Annotated in this window: 15 protein-coding genes; 8 read left to right on the plus strand and 7 right to left on the minus strand. The window is 67.7% G+C overall.

Features of this window, described 5'->3' with window-relative positions; translation table 11 throughout:
* Positions 1 to 67: 67 nt before the first annotated feature.
* Positions 68 to 835, minus strand: a complete 768-nt coding sequence (locus tag JQT59_RS22600) for a GAF and ANTAR domain-containing protein (protein WP_213572074.1) — start codon at positions 833 to 835, stop codon at positions 68 to 70.
* A 113-nt stretch (positions 836 to 948) separates the two neighbouring features.
* Between JQT59_RS22600 and JQT59_RS22605 the strand changes: the two genes are divergently transcribed.
* Entirely contained in the window at positions 949 to 2,745 is a 1,797-nt protein-coding gene (locus tag JQT59_RS22605; RefSeq protein ID WP_213572075.1) for a thiamine pyrophosphate-requiring protein, read from the plus strand.
* Between the two features lie 151 nt (positions 2,746 to 2,896).
* Complete coding sequence (locus tag JQT59_RS22610) at positions 2,897 to 3,745, plus strand: GAF and ANTAR domain-containing protein (protein ID WP_213572076.1); 849 nt, start codon at positions 2,897 to 2,899, stop codon at positions 3,743 to 3,745.
* Between the two features lie 22 nt (positions 3,746 to 3,767).
* On the opposite strand, the gene JQT59_RS22615 is transcribed toward JQT59_RS22610, so the two are convergent.
* From JQT59_RS22615 to JQT59_RS22625, 3 genes are all read right to left on the minus strand, one after another.
* Complete coding sequence (locus tag JQT59_RS22615) at positions 3,768 to 4,682, minus strand: glycosyltransferase family 2 protein (protein WP_249353746.1); 915 nt, start codon at positions 4,680 to 4,682, stop codon at positions 3,768 to 3,770.
* Positions 4,679 to 5,557 carry a glycosyltransferase family 2 protein gene (locus JQT59_RS22620; RefSeq protein WP_213572077.1) on the minus strand — a complete coding sequence of 293 codons (879 nt, stop codon included), beginning with the start codon at positions 5,555 to 5,557 and terminating at the stop codon, positions 4,679 to 4,681. Before JQT59_RS22620 ends, JQT59_RS22615 begins: the two co-directional genes overlap by 4 nt.
* A 69-nt stretch (positions 5,558 to 5,626) precedes the next feature.
* Positions 5,627 to 7,294, minus strand: coding sequence for a RecQ family ATP-dependent DNA helicase (locus tag JQT59_RS22625; protein ID WP_213572078.1), 1,668 nt, complete (start codon positions 7,292 to 7,294; stop codon positions 5,627 to 5,629).
* Positions 7,295 to 7,620: 326 nt separating this feature from the next.
* Here JQT59_RS22625 and JQT59_RS22630 point away from each other — a divergent pair, with 326 nt between their 5' ends.
* From JQT59_RS22630 to JQT59_RS22655, 6 genes are all read left to right on the plus strand, one after another.
* Entirely contained in the window at positions 7,621 to 8,076 is a 456-nt protein-coding gene (locus tag JQT59_RS22630) for an STAS domain-containing protein (RefSeq protein ID WP_213572079.1), read from the plus strand.
* Entirely contained in the window at positions 8,073 to 9,503 is a 1,431-nt protein-coding gene (locus JQT59_RS22635; RefSeq protein ID WP_213572080.1) for an alpha,alpha-trehalose-phosphate synthase (UDP-forming), read from the plus strand. The genes JQT59_RS22630 and JQT59_RS22635 overlap by 4 nt, the downstream gene beginning before the upstream one ends.
* Before the next feature lie 66 nt (positions 9,504 to 9,569).
* Positions 9,570 to 10,637, plus strand: coding sequence for a glycosyltransferase family protein (locus tag JQT59_RS22640; protein WP_213572081.1), 1,068 nt, complete (start codon positions 9,570 to 9,572; stop codon positions 10,635 to 10,637).
* Entirely contained in the window at positions 10,634 to 11,746 is a 1,113-nt protein-coding gene (locus tag JQT59_RS22645) for a glycosyltransferase (protein ID WP_213572082.1), read from the plus strand. Before JQT59_RS22640 ends, JQT59_RS22645 begins: the two co-directional genes overlap by 4 nt.
* On the plus strand, positions 11,743 to 12,747 hold the full coding sequence (locus tag JQT59_RS22650; protein ID WP_213572083.1) for a glycosyltransferase family 28 protein: 1,005 nt from the start codon (positions 11,743 to 11,745) through the stop codon (positions 12,745 to 12,747). Before JQT59_RS22645 ends, JQT59_RS22650 begins: the two co-directional genes overlap by 4 nt.
* Entirely contained in the window at positions 12,744 to 13,568 is an 825-nt protein-coding gene (locus tag JQT59_RS22655) for a glycosyltransferase family 2 protein (protein WP_213572084.1), read from the plus strand. The genes JQT59_RS22650 and JQT59_RS22655 overlap by 4 nt, the downstream gene beginning before the upstream one ends.
* Before the next feature lie 2 nt (positions 13,569 to 13,570).
* Here JQT59_RS22655 and JQT59_RS22660 read toward each other — a convergent pair whose 3' ends face one another.
* The 3 genes from JQT59_RS22660 to JQT59_RS22670 form a co-directional block, all read right to left on the minus strand.
* Entirely contained in the window at positions 13,571 to 14,353 is a 783-nt protein-coding gene (locus tag JQT59_RS22660; protein ID WP_213572085.1) for a GAF and ANTAR domain-containing protein, read from the minus strand.
* Between the two features lie 148 nt (positions 14,354 to 14,501).
* Positions 14,502 to 15,599, minus strand: a complete 1,098-nt coding sequence (locus JQT59_RS22665; protein ID WP_213572086.1) for an FUSC family protein — start codon at positions 15,597 to 15,599, stop codon at positions 14,502 to 14,504.
* Complete coding sequence (locus JQT59_RS22670) at positions 15,596 to 16,696, minus strand: Rv2629 family ribosome hibernation factor (RefSeq protein WP_213572087.1); 1,101 nt, start codon at positions 16,694 to 16,696, stop codon at positions 15,596 to 15,598. The genes JQT59_RS22665 and JQT59_RS22670 overlap by 4 nt, the downstream gene beginning before the upstream one ends.
* Between the last annotated feature and the right edge of the window lie 17 nt (positions 16,697 to 16,713).

Consider the following 16,713-nt stretch of genomic DNA (forward strand, 5'->3'; position numbering starts at 1 on the left):
ACGGCGCTACGCCAGCCCAGCGGGGATGCCGGTCGATGACCGTCCGTGGTGCGCGCGAACCGCGGTGTCAGAGGTTGCCCGTGCAGGACCGCAGGAGGTCGCGGGCCACGTCGTGCAGCTTCGTGTTGGTGTGTTGCGAGATGTGCGCCAGGCGGCGGAATGCTTGTTCGCCATCTATTCCGTGCAGGGCCATGAGCACGCCTTTGGCTTGATCGATCTCGGCGCGGGAGGTCAGGGCGAGTTTCATCTGTTCGATGTGGTCCCGGGCATTCTGCCAGCGCCACCCGTTGCTGATCGCGGTGGCCGCGGCCGCCGTCAGTAGCGTCATCAGCCGTTGGTCGAGCGGGTCGAACGCCTCGGCCCGGAAACTGTAGGCGTTGAATGACCCTATCAGCCTTCGCTTTTGGTCGACGTCGACGAGAAGCGGAACCGAGAGGTAGGCGCGGACCCCCATGGTGTGGGCGGTTACCGTGAATTCGGGCCATGCTTCGGCGTGCTCTCCGACGACCGCGCGGACCGGCAACTGGGATCGTGCTGCCCGGAGGCAGGGTCCTCTCCCGGCGGCATATTGTCGCGCGTCGAGGGCGGCGAGTGTCTTGTCGGTGCTGGCGACCGTGCAGGGGGCGGTGGTGTCGAAGCGGGTGACGCTGACTGCATCGGCGTCGACCAGGGCCGCGAGGGCGGTCTCCGCCACCCGGAGTAGCACGGTGTCGACGGCTTCTTCGGCGATCGCGGCCTTGTGGAGCTGCTCGAGGGCTTCGGTGACGGTGTCCAACGCGGCGTTGGTCTTCGCCATCAACGAGCGCTCGTCGCCCCCGTCCGGCGTCTCACTCATGACTTCAGCTTTTCACCTTCACCGTCCGGCCGCCATGGACTTCGCCGACGGGTACGGATTCGGTCTCGCAGTGCTGGGTATTTCGACGAGTGCCCGCCACGAAGGAGAACGGTATGTCTCACACGGTTGCCGACGAGGTGTTGTCCCGCTTACGGGAATGGGGCGTCGAGTACGTCTTCGGTTATCCCGGGGACGGCATCAACGGGTTGGTCGCGGCGTTCGGTCGCTCCGGCAATGACCCTCGTTTCGTACAGGCGCGGCACGAAGAGATGTCTGCGTTCGAGGCGACGGGTTACGCCAAGTTCAGCGACCGGGTCGGTGTGTGCACGGCGACGTCCGGGCCGGGTGCGGTCCATCTGCTCAATGGCTTGTACGACGCCAAGTTGGATCATGTTCCGGTCGTGGCCATCGTCGGCCAGACATCGCGCAGCGCGATGGGCGGCAGCTATCAGCAGGAGGTCGACCTGCAGTCGCTGTACAAGGATGTGGCCGCCGACTACCTTGTCGAGGTCAATGTGGCCGCTCAGATTCCCAACGCTCTCGACCGGGCGTTCCGCATCGCTCTGGCACGGCGGGCGCCGACGGCGGTCATCATCCCCGCTGATGTGCAGGAGGAGGAATACACTCCCCCGGCGCACGAGTTCAAGCAGGTGCCGTCCAGTCCGCCTGGCGTGAGCGGATCCTGGGTGCAGCCTGCGGTCGAAGAGATCGACAGGGCCGCCCGCATTCTCAATGCGGGGACGAAGGTGGCGATTCTCCTCGGGCAGGGCGCACGCGGCGCCGCCGCCGAAGTGTGTGAGGTGGCCGACCGGACCGGTGCGGGCGTGGCGAAGGCGCTGCTCGGGAAAGATGTGCTTCCTGATGATCTGCCGTTCGTCACCGGCGCGATCGGCTTGCTCGGCACCCGGCCCAGCTACGAGCTGATGCGGGACTGCGACACGCTGCTGATCGTCGGGTCGAATTTTCCCTACTCACAGTTCCTGCCCGCATTCGACCGGGCGCGGGCCGTGCAGATCGACATCGACGGCACCCGGATAGGGATGCGGTACCCCACGGAGGTCAACATCGTTGCCGACGCGAAAGCTGCTTTGGCGGCGCTGATCCCGTTGCTCGAACACAAGGACGACCGGTCGTGGCGGGAGGAGATCGAACGGGGTGTTCGGCGGTGGTGGGACACCGTCGAGCGCCAGTGCATGGTGTCGGCGCAGCCGGTCAATCCGATGCGGGTGGCGTGGGAGTTGTCGGAGCGCCTGCCGGAAGGTGCCATTCTCACCGCCGATTCGGGATCGTCGACCAACTGGTATGCGCGGTGCGTGCGGTTGCGGGAAGGCATGCGCGGATCGTTGTCCGGAACCCTGGCCACCATGGGTGCGGGTGTCCCCTACGCTATCGGCGCCAAATTCGCGCATCCCGGCCGTCCGGTTGTCGCGCTCGTCGGCGACGGGGCGATGCAGATGAACGGGCTCGCCGAACTCCTGACCATTGCCCGCTACCACCGGGAGTGGACCGACCCCCGCCTGATCGTGTGCATCTTCCACAACAACGACCTCAATCAGGTCACCTGGGAGTTACGCGCGATGGGCGGCGCACCGAAGTTCGAGGAATCGCAGACTCTCCCTGACGTGTCGTACGCCGACCTGGCACGGACCATCGGACTCGGGGCCGTGGCCGTCGACTCGCCCGACGAGCTCGGCGCCGCCTGGGATCGCGCTCTGTCCGCCTCCGTGCCGGTGGTCCTCGATGTTCGCTGTGACCCCGAGGTTCCACCGATTCCCCCGCACGCCACCTATGAGCAGATGAAGTCGACGGCTGAGGCGGTACTCGCGGGTGATGCGAACGCATGGCACCTCGTCGTACAGGGGGCGAAGATGAAGGCCCAGGAGGTCCTCCCACCCCGTCACCAGAGGTGACGACATTCCGGGTGCTGCGACTGTGGTCTCGAATCGGAGGAGGCGCGGCGAGGCGGTAGTATTCGGATGTTTTGTTCGGTAGAGACACCTGCCATACCGCTGAAGTGGCGGCGGGTGCATGGGTACTCGCTCGCCTGAAATAGGGAGAGTAGTGCCATTGCCCGAGGATCTCGGTGCCGACGTCACTCCGGGTCGGCACCGGCGTGCCGACGACACTCTGGCGCGGCACCGTCGTGCCGACGTCACTCTGGCGCGGCACCGTCGTGCCGACGTCGATACCGCCGCACGTGTCGATGCAGTTGCGAGCGCGCTGGACAACCTGCAGCGCCGTCTGACCACACCCGCGCAGCTGCAGGGTTTCCTGCAGGAACTGTGCGACTGTGTGGTGTCGACGATTATCGAAGCGGACATGGCCGGTGTGACCCTGGTGGACGAGGATGGGCGTGCCGAGACCGCGGCGTGCACCGATCGGCGCGCAGTGGACATCGACCTGAACCAGTACCGCAACGGTGAGGGCCCCTGCCTGGAGGCGGCCACCACGGGGCAGATCGTCAAGGTCCGGGTCGACGAGGTTGTCGAACGGTGGCCGGCGTTCGCGGCCGACGTGCGCGACATCGGTGCTGCCAGCTACCTGTCGGCGCCGTTGCGGCTGGGTGAGGCGCACGCCGGTGCACTGAATTTGTACAGTTTCGGCAGCCATGGATTCGGCGATCTCGATGTGGCGTTGCTGAGGATCTTCACCAGTCTCGCCGAGGTGGTGGCCAGGATGACGCGTGAGGCGGCGGCGGCCCACGACGAGGTGGCCGGGTTGAAGAAGGCCATGGTCACGCGCGGTGTCATCGAGCAGGCGAAGGGGATCCTCATGGCGGCGGAGCGGATCTCGGCCGACGAGGCGTTCCGGATGCTGGTGACCAACTCGCAGCGCAGGAACGTCAAGCTGGTCACCGTGGCGCACGAGGTGGTCGAGACCGTCGCCGCCGATGATGGCGACTCCGACTGACGAATCGCGGACAAGGCTCGGGTCAGCCGATGTATCGGCGCGCCTTCGACCGGGACTGCGGTTCCTCGAGGAGCACCAGTCCGGCTTCCACGGTGTCGGGCACCACGCGCCGGTGACGCAGAACCCACCGGGTCGACCTGAGGGCCTCGAGCAGGGCAGCCGCGGTAGCGCGGTCTTTCGGGGCGCTACGCAGGATCACCAGCGAGCGGCGCGCCGCGCTTCGCACCGGACGCCGCAACCAGAGGGTCCACAGTGTGTTGCGGATACCGAGTTGCCGGCGGCGGGTGGCGTCCCGGCTCACCGAGGGCTCGTGGTGGATCACCATGTCCTCGTTCCACACCATCCACCAGCCTGCGGCGGCGAGATCGAGGGCGAGGAGTTCCTCCTCACCGCCCAGCCACATCTTCTCGCAGAAGCCGCCGACCTGACGGAATGCCTCCACCCGGAACATCGTGAGGCCGGCCATCACGCCGAGGACAGCCGGACCCGGCAGCCACGACGGCCCGGGTACCGGTGAGTCCCGGAACTCCGGAGTGATCGGGTCCTCGACAAGGTCCGGTGCCACCAAGCACTTGCCGGTGACGGATCCGATCGTCGGATGCGCGTCGAGGACCGCGGCGCCGACGGTCAGGGCACCTGGTTGCCAGCGGGTGTCGTCGTCGCAGAACGCCACATACGGGCTCGTCACCAGCTCGACGGCCCGGTTCCGGGCGACGGCCCCGAGGTTGTCCCCCAACGCGAGGAGCCGGACCTGCGGGAATTCGCGCCGCACCATGTCGGTGGTGCCGTCACCGGAGCCGTTGTCCGCCACGATGATCGGTGCACGGTCGGGCAGGGTGGTCATGTGGGCGAGGGTTTTGCGCAGCTCGGCGCACCGGTCGTAGGTCATGACCACCACCGTGACCGGCGACGGCTTCTGCGGTTCGGCGCCGCTCACGGCCGGCTCCTCTCGAGTTCTTCGAGACGGCGTTCGAGGTGAGTGGGCACAACCCGCCGGTGTGCGACCGCGGCGGGGAGCTTGCGGATCGTGTCGAACAACGCCGGCGCCGCGGACGGTGTCCGGACCGCCGCGAATATGAGGGAGATGAGGGCACTCGCGACGGTCGACACCGGTCGCCGCATCACAACGGTCAGGGTGTCGTTGCGGATCTCGCGATTGCGCCGGCGGCTCGCGTTCGCGCGGACCGAGGAGGGGTGGTGGTAGGCGACGAGGTCCTCGACGTAGCACAGTTCCCACCCCTGCGCGGCGAGGTCGAGTGCGAGTAGCGCCTCCTCCCCCACGAACTCGAGCACGCGCGAGAAGCCCCCCACGTTTTCGAATGAGGATCGTCGCACCACCGACGCGCAGGCGAGGAAACCCAGCACCGAGGGGCCGGGGGCACCGGGCCGTGTTCCGAGCGGACTGCAGGCCATGCGGTCGTTGAGCGGGTCGTTGCGGGCCTGGGGGCCGACGAGGGTGCGGGCGGCGAGCAGCGCGATGGCGGGATGCTCGTCCAGTACTTTCTCCGCGAGGGGGAGAGCGTCACGGTCCCACCAGGAATCGTCGTCGCAGAACGCGATGTAGGGCGTCGACGCGGCCCACACACCGTAGTTGCGAGCGGCGGCGCCCTCATTGCGGGAGCGTGTAATCGTGGTCAGGGCCGGAATGACGCTGCGCGCCGCGTCTACGACGTCCGCGGTGTCGTCGGTGGACGCGTTGTCGACGACGACGATCGGGGGTATGGGCCGAAGTTTCGACAGTTCGAGGAGGGTGCGCGAGAGGCTCGTCGCCCGGTTGTGCGTCACTATCACGACGGTCGTCTTCGAGGTCACCCCGCAGTGGTACCCGAGTCGCGGCGCACCACAAACAGCCGGCCGAGGGAGAGGAGGTCGGTGCGCCGCTCAGCGTGACCGCAGTACGCCGGACTCTTCGACGGCGGCGACGGAGAGGGTCCGGTAGCCGTGGTCGTCGAACAGGACAGTGATCCGGTCGGGTGCGGTGCTCATGACGGTTCCCGGGCCCCATTCGGAATGTTCGACTGCGGTGTCGACTGGCCAGGGTGCGTCCTGGTCGCAGGCGGCGGCCTCGTCGGTGGGCTCCGGGTGTTCGGTGGACTCGGTCGCGCAACATCGGTCACAGTTGCCGCAGGGCGGGTCGAAGGCCTCGCCGAAGTAGCCGAGCAGGAAGCTGCGGCGGCAGTTGCGGGTGTCGGCGTACTCGCGCAGCATCTCGACACGCGACCGTGCCAGGCGTTCCTCCGCGGCGGCACGGTCGGTTGCCCGCCTCAGGGCCTCGTCGGCGCTGAGGTCGCGGGCCGTGAAGCCTCTTCCTTCTCCGGCGACGGCGTCGACTTGTTCGAGCAGGTTGATCGCTGCCGTCACCTTGCGGCTCCCGGCGTCGAGTGCCGCGCGGAGGTCCTTGATCTTCGTGCGGCCACCGCTGCGAAGCAGTTCGAACACCTGGGCGAGAAAATCCTCGTCCGGTCGGTGAGACGCAAAGAACCTGCCGAGTGACAGCTCCTCGGGCCGGTAGAACAGCAGCGCCAACGCGCTCTCCCCGTCGCGGCCCGCCCGTCCGAGCTGCTGATAGTAGTTGTCGAGAGAGTCGGGAACGGAGGCGTGGACGACGAAGCGCACGTCGGGTTTGTCGATACCCATTCCAAAGGCGGAGGTCGCAGCCACGACGTCGAAGTTGCCGTCGAGGAATTGTTCGTGTACAGCTTCCCGCTCGGATCTCTTCATTCCGGCGTGGTACGCGGCGGTCCGCAGCCCGCGGTCGGACAGCTCTTCGGCGTAGAACTCGGCGTCCTTGCGGGTCGCCGTGTACAGCAATCCCGGTTGCGGAAGTTCCGGTACCCGGTCGAGTACGGCGCGTTCCTTGTCCGCTCTGTTGACGTAGCGGTCCACCTCGAGGGTGATGTTGGGGCGGTCGAAGCCCGTCGCGACCACCGCGGGATCATCGAGCGCCAACCGGTCGATGATTTCCTGCCGGACCGGGGGCGGCGCCGTGGCGGTCAGCGCGAGGACGGGTGGGTGACCGAGCCTTCGCACGGTATCGGCGATGCGTAGGTAGTCGGGACGGAAATCGTGGCCCCAGGCGGCGACGCAATGCGCCTCGTCCACCACGATGAGGGAGACGTCCGCTGCCTCGAATCGGGAGATCACGTCGCTGTTCGCCAGTTGTTCGGGGGCGACGAACACGTACTCGGCCTCGTGCTTCTCGACGGCACGCCAGGTGGCCTCGAGGTCGCGTGCGGACCGTGTGGAGTTGATCGCCACCGCCCGGGGTGCGCCCGCCGAGTCGATGCCGGCGATCTGATCCTCCTGCAACGCGATCAGTGGGGAGATGACCAGGGTCGTCCCTGTGAGCAGGACGGCGGGGACCTGGTAGATCGCCGATTTACCCGCCCCGGTGGCCATGACGACGAGCGCGTCGCGGCCGGTCATCAACGCCTGCATCGCCTCGAGCTGTGCGGGGCGCAGGGTGTCCCAGCCGAAAGTGTCCCGCGCCGTCGCCTGCAATCTCTCGCACATGTCGGATGCGCGCTCGGTCATCGTCGTCTGCGCCATGGCGGCGTGGTCGGCGGCATCGTGAAAAATCAGCCCTGGTTCCGCTTCTTCGCCCGCTGACGTGCGACGACGAACAGTACGACAGCCACCAGTATCACCAGTGCAATGAGCTCCATAGCTCCCGTTTACCCGGCTTCCCGGAACCTATGCACCCCGCCGCCGTCGTGGGCAGCATGCACACCGGGAAGGAGGTGAGGCCGAAATCGACAGGATGGGGTAACGTCAGTGTCCTGCACGGTTGAGCCCCCAGCCGCAAAGGACGGGCTGGGTTCGCACACCGTTCCCGTGCCTGTCTCCCTCGTCGCTACGACCGTGAGGAGTCCGACATGAAATCTGTTCTCAGTGCACATTCGGGACACCACGATTCTGCAGAAAACACCATGCTTTTCAGTTGGGCCACCGAGCCCGAGCACGGCAAGCTCACCGTCGAGTGCACCCCCGGTGCCGGCGGCGTTCTGGTCCTCCGTATCTCAGGTGACATCGACGTCACCACCGTTCCTCTCTTCGGTATTCACCTGGACGAGGCGATCAACGAACGCCTGCCGTTCGTTCTGGACTTGACCCACGTTCAGTTCTTCTGCGCATCAGCACTTTCGGTGCTGGAGATCATCGCCGGCCGCGCCCGCAGGCTGGGACTGCCCTGGGCGGTCACCGGGAACACCGCGGTCCGCCGGCCTCTGACCGCCATGAAGCTGGATACGGTGGTGCCGTATTCCACCTCCCTCGACGACGCAAGCAGGCTTGTCGCAGAGGGGCTCCCTACCCACGGGATTTCGGCGTGAACGATGAAACGCCGCAGGGCACATCCGACTTCGTCGTCGTGGCGAACCGGCTCCCGGTAGATCTCGAGACACTCGACGACGGGACCACCCGGTGGAAGCGGAGCCCGGGGGGACTCGTCACAGCCCTCGAACCGATTCTCGATCGGGAGAGCGGCTCGTGGGTGGGCTGGCCGGGCGTCCCCGACACCAAGGTCGAACCGATCGTGTCGGGGAAACTTCATTTGTTTCCGGTCGAGCTCAGTTCGCATGAGGTGACGCTCTACTACGAGGGTTTCTCCAACGCCACCCTCTGGCCGCTCTACCATGACGTGCTGGTCGCGCCGGTGTTCGATCGTGGCTGGTGGCAGACCTATGTGGACGTCAACCGGCATTTCGCCGAGGAGACCGCGCGCACGGCGGCCGAGGGTGCGACCGTGTGGGTGCAGGACTACCAGTTGCAGCTCGTTCCGCGGCTGCTGCGCGAAATGCGTCCCGATCTGACCATCGGCTTCTTCCTGCACATCCCGTTCCCGCCCGTCGAATTGTTCATGCAGTTGCCCTGGCGCAAGGAGATCGTGCAAGGACTGCTCGGGGCAGATCTCATCGGATTCCACCTCCCCGGCGGCGCCAACAACTTCCTCTTCCTCGCCGAGCGCCTGCTCGGACTCGACACCACCGCCGCGGGCGGCGGACATCGCAGCGGGCTCGGTGAAGTGCGGCTGAACGGTCGGGTCGTCCGGGTGGGAGCCTTCCCCATCTCCGTAGACGCCCGGCAACTCATCGACGAAGCGACGGATCCTGCCGTCGTCGCGCGGGCAGCGGAGATCCGGCGCGAACTGGGAGACCCGCGGAAGGTACTGCTCGGGGTCGACCGCCTCGACTACACCAAGGGCATCGATCTGCGTCTCGCAGCGCTCGGTGAACTCCTGGACGAGGGTCGTCTCGATCCGTCCGACACCGTGATGGTGCAACTGGCGACGCCGAGCCGCGAACGCGTCGAGCACTACATGAAGATGCGCAGCTCCATCGAGGAGCAGGTCAGCCACATCAACGGCGATCACGGTCAGATCGGCAAGCCTGTGGTGCATTACCTCTACCAGCCGGTGGACCGCCGGGAGTTGATCGCTCTCTACCTCGCCGCGGACGTCATGCTGGTGACGCCGATGCGGGACGGGATGAACCTGGTGGCAAAGGAGTACGTGGCATGCCGCACCGATCTCGGTGGTGCACTGGTGCTCAGCGAGTTCGCCGGAGCCGCCGCCGAACTGCGCGGCGCCTATCTGGTCAACCCCCACGATCTGGACGGTGTGAAGAACACGATCCTCGAAGCCCTGGAACAGGACCCCGAGCAGGGGCGGCGTCGCATGACGAAATTGCACGAGCAGGTTGTCGAGCACGATGTGCATCGATGGGCCGAGTCGTTCCTGGGTGCGCTGACGCCACCGTGATCCGGCGCGCGCCGACAGGGCGCCGAACCATGATGCACCGCTCGCCCACGGACGAAGGAGTAATGAGTGATTCGGGTCGCCTCCGTACCGGCGTCTCATGTGTACGTTCGCCATCTGACCGATCCGGAGGGCAACGACACCGTTGTTCGACTCCCGGATCCGGTGCCGGCAGACGGACGGAAAGTTCCCGGCGGGTGGTGGCCGCCGTTGATGCTCGACCCGGAATGGATCAGCAGAAATCACCGAAGTTTCGATATTTTCCACATTCATTTCGGTTTCGACGCCATCGAGACGGCATTGATGAAAGACATCGTGCACGAGCTGTCGTCGCGGCGGAAACCGTTGGTGTACACGGTCCACGATCTGCGTAACCCACATCATCCCGACCCCGAACCGCACCTCGAAGCTCTGGACGTGCTGGTGTCCGCCGCCACCGAGCTGGTCACCCTCACTCCCGGTGCGGCCGCGGTGATCGAGTCGAATTGGGCCCGGATACCCACCGTCCTTCCGCATCCGCACGTCGTGGAGCGGCCCCTCATCGAACGCGCTCGGCCCGCTTCGGGAGCATTCGTCGTCGGTGTCCACGTGAAGAGTCTTCGAGCGAACATGGATCCGTTCCCGGTGCTCGACACCCTCACCAGAACCGTATCGGCGCTGGACGGGGCGCGCCTGCAGATCGACGTCCACGACGAAATTTTCGATCCGGCCAACCATTGGTACGCCCCCGACGCCGGAGCCCGGCTGCTGAGCTACGCCGAGTCGGACTGTGTCGACCTACGAGTACACCCCTACTTCTCCGACGAAGAGTTGTGGGACTATCTGTCCTCCCTGTCGGTGTCCGTGCTGCCGTACCGGTTCGGTACCCACTCCGGCTGGCTCGAGGCCTGCTACGACCTGGGCACCGCGGTGGCCGCGCCGTCCTGCGGGTTCTATGCCCAGCAAAAACGTTGCGGTAGATACGATTTCGATGATAATTCCTACGACGGCTCGTCGCTCGAGCGTTGCATCGAGGGCCTCTACGAGCAGTCGAACCTGCGGGCCACCTGGGGTGAACGCGAACAGGAGCGGCGAAACCTGGCACGGGCTCACCACGACCTCTACGAGCGGGCGCTCTCCTGGCGGGTGTCGTCGTGACGGCCGACCCGCTACGGATCGCCCTCATCGCATCGAGTCGCTACCCTATCCGCCAGCCGTTCCCCGGTGGTCTGGAATCGCACGTCTGGTATCTCGCCCGTACCCTGAGCGGCGACGGTCATCACGTCACCCTGTTCGCCGGCCCGGGTTCGGACCGCACGCTGGGCTGCGCTCACCTGCAGGTGCGGACCTTGGATGTCAGTCATGCCGCGCGGCAAGATGTTTCGATGCCGTCGATGTGGTTCATGCAAGAGCATCACGCCTACCTGCAGCTGATGCTCGACCTGTCCGGCCCACTCGCCGAGTCGTTCGACGTGGTCCACAACCACAGCCTGCACTATCTACCGGTCGCCATGGCATCCGCCGTTCCGGCACCCGTGTTGTCGACGCTGCACACCCCGCCCACTCCGTGGCTGGAATCGGCGCTCGCAGTGCGTTCGGGCGCCGGGGCACATTTCGCCGCCGTGAGCAGACACACCGCGGCGGCGTGGCAGCACGCCGTCGACGACATCGAGGTGGTGCCGAACGGGGTCGATCTGAACAGCTGGCCCGAAGGTCGCGGTGGGCCGCACCTCATCTGGTTCGGCCGGCTGGTGCCGGAGAAGGGCGCCCATGTCGCGGTGGACGCCGCCCGGCGCGCCGGTTTCCCGATCGTGCTCGCGGGTCCGATCAGTGATGCCGAGTACTTCGACCGGATGATCCGTCCTCGGCTGGGACCGGAGGTCACCTATCTCGGGCATCTGGCGCAGCCCGAGCTGGCGGCAGCGATCGGCGGGGCCGCGGCGACACTGGTGACTCCCCTGTGGGACGAACCGTATGGGCTGGTGGTCGCAGAATCGTTGGCGTGCGGAACGCCTGTGGCGGCGTTCGCCCGCGGTGGGATCCCCGAGGTGCTCACCCCCGATTGCGGCAGTCTCGTCGCCGCGGGGGATGTCCCGGCCCTGGCCCGGGCGATCCCGGACGTCGTCGGGCGCTCGCGTGCGGCGGCGCGCGCCCACGCCAGGGAACGTTGCTCCGAGCGCAGGATGGTCGACACGTACGTCGACCTGTACCGGCGACTGGCGCGGGGCCACACCCGACCCCGGGCGCAGGGTAGGGCCACACCGTGATCGGTTACTACATTCACCACCACGGTCATGGTCACCGGATGCGGGCATCGAGTATCTCCGCGCAGTTGCAGTCGCCGGTCACCACACTGTCCTCGGCGCCGCCACCGCCCGCGGGACGCTTCGCCGACAGCATCGCGCTGGCCCGTGACGACCGCGGCAGTGACCCCGTCAACCCCACCGCCGACGGTGCGCTGCACTGGGCGCCCACCCACGACACCGGGCTGCGGACACGGATGGCCAGGATCGTGTCCTGGATCGACGCGACCCGCCCCGCCCTGGTGGTGGTGGACGTATCGGTGGAGGTGGCAGCGCTCGTGCGATTACTCGGTGTCCCGGTCGTGCTGATCGCCATGCCCGGCGAGCGCACCGACGCACCGCACCATCTCGGTTACCAACTGGCCGACCACATCATCGCCGCATGGCCGCAAAACCTGTACGACCCCCGGTGGTTGCGCGAATTCGCCCACAAGACGACCTTCGTGGGCGGGATCAGCCGGTTCGAGGGACGCGCCGTCACCGCACCCGACCCGTCCGGGCAGACCCGCATCCTCGTACTCAGCGGGGCGGGCGGAACGTCACTGACGATGGACGACATCCGGCACTGCGCACACGAGCACCGCAACTACCGGTGGCAGGCGCTCGGCATTCCGGGGGCGCCGTGGGCCGAGGACCCGTGGCCGCACCTGTGCGGCTGCGACGTGATCGTCTCCCATGCCGGGCAGAACGCGGTGGCCGACATCGCCGCGGCGCGTCGTCCGGCGATCATCATCGGTCAGCCACGACCGTTCGACGAGCAGGTGGAGACGACACGCGCACTCGGGAACGCGGGACTCGCCGTGTCGATACCCCGATGGCCGGAGACGTCGCAGTGGCCGCAGCTCGTCGACCGTGCGCTCGCACTGGGCGGCGAGCGATGGGTCCGCTGGCAGACGTCCGGTGCGGCGGCCCGCGCCGCCGCGGTCATCGACAGTGTGGCCAAGCGGGCGGGCGGACTGCGATGAAGACGGCGGTCGTGACGATCGCCGCCCGGCGCGAACACCACCTCCGGCAACATCTGCGTTCCGTCGGGCAGATGACGGAGCGGGTGGGTGATCACGTCGTGGTCGCGATCGGCGACCGCAAAACCACCGAGGTGGTATCCGAGGCCGGCGGCGCCCGCAGTGTGTGGTGCGACCACGACGGCGGACCCCTCCCCCTGGCGGCTGCCCGCAATCTCGGCGCCGATGCTGCCCTGGCGGCCGGCGCCGACCTGATCGTGTTTCTCGACGTCGACTGTCTCGCCGGCCCGGCGCTGCTGCGGCGGTACCGGGTGGCCGCCGACCATCCGCGAAACCACTCCGCGCTGCTGTGCGGGCCGGTCACCTACCTCCCGCCGCCCGGGCCGGGTGGCTACGACCTGGACCGCCTCGCCGAGCTGCGGAATCCGCATCCCGCCCGTCCCGCACCCGAGGACGGGACCGTCCTGACCGGGACCGACTTCACCCTCTTCTGGTCTCTGTCGTTCGCCGTGAGCCGCGAGACCTGGCACCGCATCGGCGGATTCTGCACCGAATACCGTGGATACGGAGGTGAGGACACCGATTTCGCGTGTTCCGCGGCCGAGGCCGGGATCGGTCTGCGGTGGGTCGGCGGCGCAGACGCGTTCCACCAGCACCATCCGGTGTCCGATCCGCCCGTCGAGCACCTGGGCGACATCCTCGTCAACGCTCACCTGTTTCACCGCAGGTGGGGATGGTGGCCGATGCGGGGATGGCTCGAGGCGTTCGAGGCCCTCGGCTTGATCGACTACGACGCGGCGCAGTTGCGGTGGGTACCCCGGTGATCTCACTCGGCGGGAGTGGTCACCGATTCGACGATGCGACGCGCCACCTCGGCCAGCTTGAGATGCTCCTGCTGGGACTGCACGACGAGGATCTCGAAGGCCTGGTCGGCGGACACACCTTGCAGGGCCATCACGATGCCTTTGGCCTGCTCGATGACGGCGCGGGTTTCCATCGCCTTGGTCAGGCCCGATATCTCGTTCCTGGCCCGTGTCACTCTGTTCGCGCTCCTGAGGAGCCCCTCGATCGCCGTGGTGTACACGAGCAGGACGACGGCGTCGAAGTCGCTGAAACCGTGGTCTTCGCGCCCGTAGAGGTCGAGGGTGCCGGCGACGCTCTCGTCGACCGTGAGGGCTGCCGAGAGGACACTGCGCATCCCGGCCTGCGCGAGCTCCTCGGCCAGGGTGGGTGCCTGCACGGCCGCGTCGACGAGCCGCAACCGCAGAACCTTCCTCGCCGCCGCGGTGGGGGCACCGTCCGCCGGAGCGGACGGTCGGTGCTGTAACAGGTGCCTGGGGTCGACGGCGCGCACCGCGTCGTCGGTCGAAGCGACGGTCACCACCTCGCCGTCCCGCACGAGAGAAATCCCCGCCAGGTCGGCGTCGGGGATCGCGTCGACCACCTGCTCGCAGACCCGCCGGAGGAGAATGTCCATCTCCACCTCGGATCCGCAGTTCCTGTTGAACTCGTCGAGAGCAACTGCCAGGGAGCCTAATTGGGCCGCTACCGTGGCACCGTCGAGGGCAAAAGGCATCGACCCGGGGAACTCACCAGCAGTCTCGACCATTCTCGGATACACCTCAAATTCCGGGTGTAACCGAACGGACACCCACTGAACGAACGCAGCAGCTGTCTCTACCGTCGAGATGACTTTACTCGACCGCGGATGTCCTCCTGCCCACCGATACCTGCAGCCGGGACGCCGACCACACCGGTCAGCGAACCCGCTGGTCGTCCCCGCCGGCGAGCGAGTTCAACGCCGGTGCGCACGGCCGCAGGAGGCTTCCGGCGCTCATCGAGGAACCCGTGGTCTGACTGTCGTGACGGGCGACGACTTCCTCGAAACGTCGCAAGCGTCGCCGAGCGGTGCGCACGGCGGCTGCCCGGTCGCGATATTCGGCGTCGACACCGAATGACGTCCGGATCACCTCGGCGAGGGCCTGCACGAACTCGGCCGCCGCCGTACCGATCGGCGGCGGCAGGGGGTCGAACGGCGGATGAGGGTCGATGGTCAGTTCTGCCGCGCGCAGAATCTCGGCACATTGGGGCCACGCCTCGGACAGGGCGACCACGGCGCTGCCCCACCGCTCCTTGGCGGCGAGCGCCGGGGAGGCGGCCGACCGGAGGTTGCCGCGGGCGCTCTCCTCGGTCCAGGCCACCGCCTCGAGCGCCTCGTCGAGTTGCGAGCGGACCTGCGCCGACCACTCGTTCCACGAAGCTGCCCGGCCGCGGGCCCCGCCCCGCAGCTCGTCCGGCACCTCGGCCAGCAGATTCGCGGCGGTCACCCCCACCCCGGTCACCGCGCGCTGCGACCGCTTCACATACAGCGGCGGCAGGAACAGGGCGTTCACCGCGACCCCGGTAGCCGCACCGAGGGCGATCTCCACGATGCGGAAGCCGAGCACATCCGGGTCCTCGGCGGCGCCGTACGTCACCATGAGCAGTGCCGTCACAGCCACCCAGATGCCGCTCGAACCCAGTCGGCGCCAGCGCCCGAGGAGCAGGCCCACCAGAACCGCGATCCCGACCCCGACGGTGATCGAGTCGACGAGTGCTCCCACGGCCGCGGCCAGCACCACCCCGAGGGACACGGCGGCGAGCTGTTCGGCCGCCACCCGCAGCGAGCGGGACACCGTCGCCTCGATCATGAACACCGCCGCGTACGGCGCCAGGAACGGCTGAGGCAGCGCGAACACCATGGTTGCCAGCACCCATGCCAGGACGGCGGCCGTGGCTGCCTTGACCGCCTGGATCAGGACGGTGCCGCGATCGGCGTCCGACGTCCTTATTCGAAGGCGGCGGAACACCCTCACGTGTAGCGGAGCAGGGCCGCGCAGCCGTCCGCGGGCGTCAGCCGCTCGTCGGTCCGGATCAGGGTTGCACCGGTAGCGATGGCGGCGAAGGGCAGCGCTTCGTCCGCCCGCCGCGTGACTTCCACGGTCGAGCCCATTTCGGACAGCTGGTCGGCGTTGGTGGCCACCCAGGTCGGGGTGTCCCCGACCAGCACGGTGCGGTTCTCGAGATCGCCGATGACGAGCGCGTCGACCTGTCCGGCGCGCAGCGCCGCCGTCACCGCATCGAGTCCCTCGACGGCAAGGCCCGACGCTCGGCCGCTCCCGGCCCGCACCCGGTCGGCGGCGTCGCCGATCACCGCCAGTCGGCGGCGCGCCAGTTCCTGGTCGATGGCACGGTGCACGTCCACCGTGCCCGCGCCGACGGCGCGCGACCCCGATTCCAGGGCCACCGCGGCGGCTCGGGAGCGTTCGGGCAGGGTGGCCAGCAGCTGGGTGCGCGATTGCACCTCCCCGATCACGAAGATCGGCTCCGCGTGATGTTTGTCGGCGAGAACGGTCAACCGATCGGCCACGGTGGAGAGGGTCCGCCGCGCGGCTTCCTCTTCCGGCGGCTGCGGATCCCCGGAACGGCGGGTGTCGGCCCCGGCGGCCGCCTGCGCCGGCTCGTCGGCGCCGGACACCGTCTCCGACAACAGGGCTCGCCCCTGCGTGTCGTACACCGACAGATCGGCACCCTCATGATCGACGGCGACGACGAGGTAGGGCGATCCGGTGGCTCCGTGTTCGACGATCGGCACGAGGTACGGCAGATCGGAATACCGGGCCACCGTCGCGGCAGGCGGCCGGAGCAGGTGTTCGTCGAGGTAGACCCGGGTGGCGTCGGCGACCAGTCCGCGGCCGCTGCGACCCACCGCCGGGGAGGCGGTGAGCACGGCCTCCTCGAGTGTGTCGAGCACCGCGTCGGGCGCCCCGTCACCGCGAAGTTGCTCGCGCACGCCGCGCCATCTCAGCTCGAGCTGTTTGGCGGCGTCCTCGGTGTCGTGCGAGTCCTCGAAGTAGACCGAGGCGAAGGGTCCCTCCGCGGAGATCAGGGGGTGGAAGCGTTCGGCGTGCACAGTCTTCTCCAATCCAC

Source organism: Rhodococcus sp. USK13 (genome assembly GCF_018343855.1).
Lineage (GTDB): Bacteria > Actinomycetota > Actinomycetes > Mycobacteriales > Mycobacteriaceae > Rhodococcus_F > Rhodococcus_F oxybenzonivorans.